The 3,135-nt window shown below is 46.5% G+C and carries 2 protein-coding genes; both read left to right on the top strand.

The genetic code is table 11. From position 1 onward, the window contains the following. On the top strand, window positions 1-2,274 hold a 2,274-nt coding region (locus tag NIE88_RS21825; RefSeq protein WP_253065666.1), incomplete at its 5' end, for a hypothetical protein. Further along, a complete protein-coding gene (locus NIE88_RS21820; protein ID WP_253065665.1) occupies window positions 2,274-2,981 on the top strand; it encodes a phage tail family protein in 708 nt (235 codons plus the stop codon). The genes NIE88_RS21825 and NIE88_RS21820, both read left to right, overlap by 1 nt. Window positions 2,982-3,135: the final 154 nt, after the last annotated feature.

Raw genomic sequence — 3,135 nt, 5'->3', positions numbered from 1 at the left:
TTTAAAGCAACAGCAGAAAATGTAAAAGATATACCCTTCGATAAGCTTGTCTTGGCTATCCACAAAACACAACAAGAAATGGATATTACCGGTACAACGGCAAAAGAGGCAAGTGACACGGTCAGCGGCTCTTTTGGTTCTATGCTTGCCGCAGGACAAAACCTAGCAGCGGGGTTAGGCAGTCCAAATGCAGATATGCAAGGGCTTATCTCTGATTTGCAGAGTACAGTCATGACGTTTGCGGGCAATGTTCAGCGTGTTCTAGGCACGATCTGGACTAATTTGCCCTTTGCGGAATGGCAGAAATGGGCGGCTGTTGTTGTTGCTTCAGCAGGACCGATTTTGATTATTCTGGGCGTGTTAACTCAAGGCATTGGCATGCTCATAACCGCGATCGGCTTTATTGTCAGTCCGATCGGTCTGGTCATTGCCGCAATCGCCGCCCTTGCTGGCGTATTTGGCTATTTTATGGCCACGAATGAGAGGTTTCGTAGCAGCGTTCTATCGGCTTTTTCACAGATCGGTCAGACCGTGTCTAGTGTCGTTCAGTCGATTGGCCCAATTATCGCGAGTGTATTTAACGGATTGAAGAATCTATTTACACCGATAATGAATGAGGTCGTTCCTGCCTTTCAAGATTTAAAACAAATTGTAGTCAATGCCTTTGAAAGTATTAAAGAGAGCATGGGCGGATCCATGGATTCTGGCCTTCTGCTTTCTATATTAGGTTTTATTCTGCAGTTGAATCCGGCGGTGAAACTATTAATCGGTGTGTTTTCTCAAATCGGGCCGCAACTATCTGATACTTTCAGCCAGCTCATCCAAGTCATGGCCCCCGTTGTTGGACAAATAATACAAATGTTTGGCGTAATCGTTGCTGAAGCGGTTCCGTTATTCATTTCAACGTTTCAAGCGCTTGTTCCAGTAATCGGTCAGGTTATCACTACCGTTTCACAAGTAGTTGCCAGCCTCTTACCTGTAATTGTTCAAGTGGTTACGGCCGTTGTGGCGGTCATAGGTACTCTGGCTCCCGTGATTATGGACGTGATTATTTCTATAATTCCTGTGATTTCTCAGGTCATTCAAATGATCTTACCCGTTATTAGTCAAATTATTGTTATGATCGGTCAGCTGATTGCAGAAATAGCACCCTTTATCGGCCTTTTGTTGTCTGCACTGCTTCCCTTGCTGGTGACAATAGCTTCCGTAATAGGCAATTTTATCACAGCCATTCTGCCTGCAGTGATTGCGTTAATTAATGTGGTCATGAGTGTCATTAAAGCCTTATTGCCTGTAATTATGGCAATTATTAAGATCGTTATGGAAGTGGCCTCAGTAGTGATAGCCATTCTTGTGTCTGTTGTTTCAGCGATCATTTCAACGCTTACACCGGTTCTTTCATTCATTGCCAGCCTAATAATGGGCGTTATTAACATCGTTGCACCGATCGTTTCTTTTGTGGCCAATATCATAGCAAGTGTTATTGCCGTGATTGCCCCAATTATCGGGATTGTTGCTGGCATTATTTCTACCTTGGTACGAGTCTTTGGAAGTATTTTTAGAGGAGTCCTAATTGTCGTGACCTCTGTTTTTCAAGGGGTTACATCTTTTATCGGGTCCTCAATTAACACGGTAATGTCGATTGCCAGCAGAATATCATCCACTTTTTCAAAGGTATTTGGTGCCGTTTATAGTATTGTCAGCCGTGTCATGGGTAGCGTCTCCCGTACTGTAACGGGCGTATTTGACGCAATTCAAGGTGCCTGGAGCGGACTCACAGGGTTCGTTTCCGGTGTCTTTAGCGGTATTTCCGGAGCGGTTAGTCAGCTAGTAGGGCAGGTCAAAGGATTTGTAAACAAGGTTATTGGTGGAATCAATAGTGCTGTCTCACTGATCAATAAGATCCCAGGTGTCAGCATCAGCAAGATCCCCTACCTGGCACACGGTACCGACGATTGGCAGGGTGGATTTGCCGTCATGAATGAGGGCGGACGAGGCGAACTTGTCAACCTGCCAGACGGTTCTCAAGTAATTCCGCATGATGTCAGCATGCGCTATGCTCGGGAATCAGCGCAAAACAGTAGCTATGCAGACCGGAGTAATGGTCAGTCCCAAACGCAAGATATGGGTCGTGTTGAGCGATTGCTTGAGAAGATGGCGAATAGCCGGCAGGTTGTTGTCCTAGATACAGGCGCACTCGTGGGTGGCACCTACACTGAATATGATCGTGCCGGCGGCAGTCGGTTAGCACTCTCAGAAAGGTGGGGGCTGTGATGGGCATTGAGGAAGGCTTTTATTTTAACGGTACCCACACGAAAGATTATGGCATGAGCTTGAAAGAACGACAGGCGCCCACACCGGAAGAGAAGACGATCACTGAAGAGGTTCCCTTCATGCAGGGAAACTATGATTTTTCTATGATTTTGGGCGAGCGCATCTTTAAGAATCGGACGCTCTCGTATACGTTTGAGGCCTATCAGCGAGATTATCAGTATCGCAAGGTTGATGAAATCGTTTTGAAAAACTGGTTGATGAAGCCTGGCTTCGGAAAACTTGTTGACGATCACGACAAAGGCTATTACTGGTGGGCGAAATGTACAAGCGTTGACGTGGATGACGATCATCCATTTGGCCGGCTGCTCATTACTTTAGAGTTTGAAGCCTACCCGTTCATGCGCGGTGAGTTGGAAGAGGGCAATGATCTCTGGGATCCGTTTAATTTCTTGCTGGATTACGCTCAGCCGGTCACATTTGATGTTGATGGCAGCTTAACCGTGAATCTGATGAACCTCGGTTCGGTCGGTGTTGTGCCGACGATTACGGCCAGTGAAGCGATGGAAATCGTGAAGAACGGCACGACCTATCAGGTGCCATCTGGGCAAAGCAAAAGCGAATCCTTTCGGCTAGAAATCGGTGAGAATCCGATGACGGTTAGCGGCACGGGAACGATCAAATTCAGTTTCTATAAGGAGCTGATCTAGTGTTTGAGGTTAAGATTTTTGACGGTCCGGATGATCAGGCGGGAGTTGTCATCCAGTCCCCATACCCGAACGATTTGAAGCTTTCTGCTGGCACGGTGAAAACAGTCATCAGCGGCATTTCGAACATGTCCTTTACGATCAACCTGAACAACCC

Origin of the sequence: Sporolactobacillus shoreicorticis, assembly GCF_024125445.1 — a bacterium.
Taxonomy (GTDB): Bacteria; Bacillota; Bacilli; order Bacillales; family Sporolactobacillaceae; genus Sporolactobacillus; species Sporolactobacillus shoreicorticis.
Note: the sequence above shows the minus strand (reverse complement) of the source record. Positions and strands in the feature narration are given on the sequence as shown.

Coding starts and splice junctions, on each gene's coding strand:
- NIE88_RS21820 (WP_253065665.1), top strand. CDS start 2,274: ATGGGCATTGAGGAAGGCTTTTATTTTAACGGTACCCACACGAAAGAT.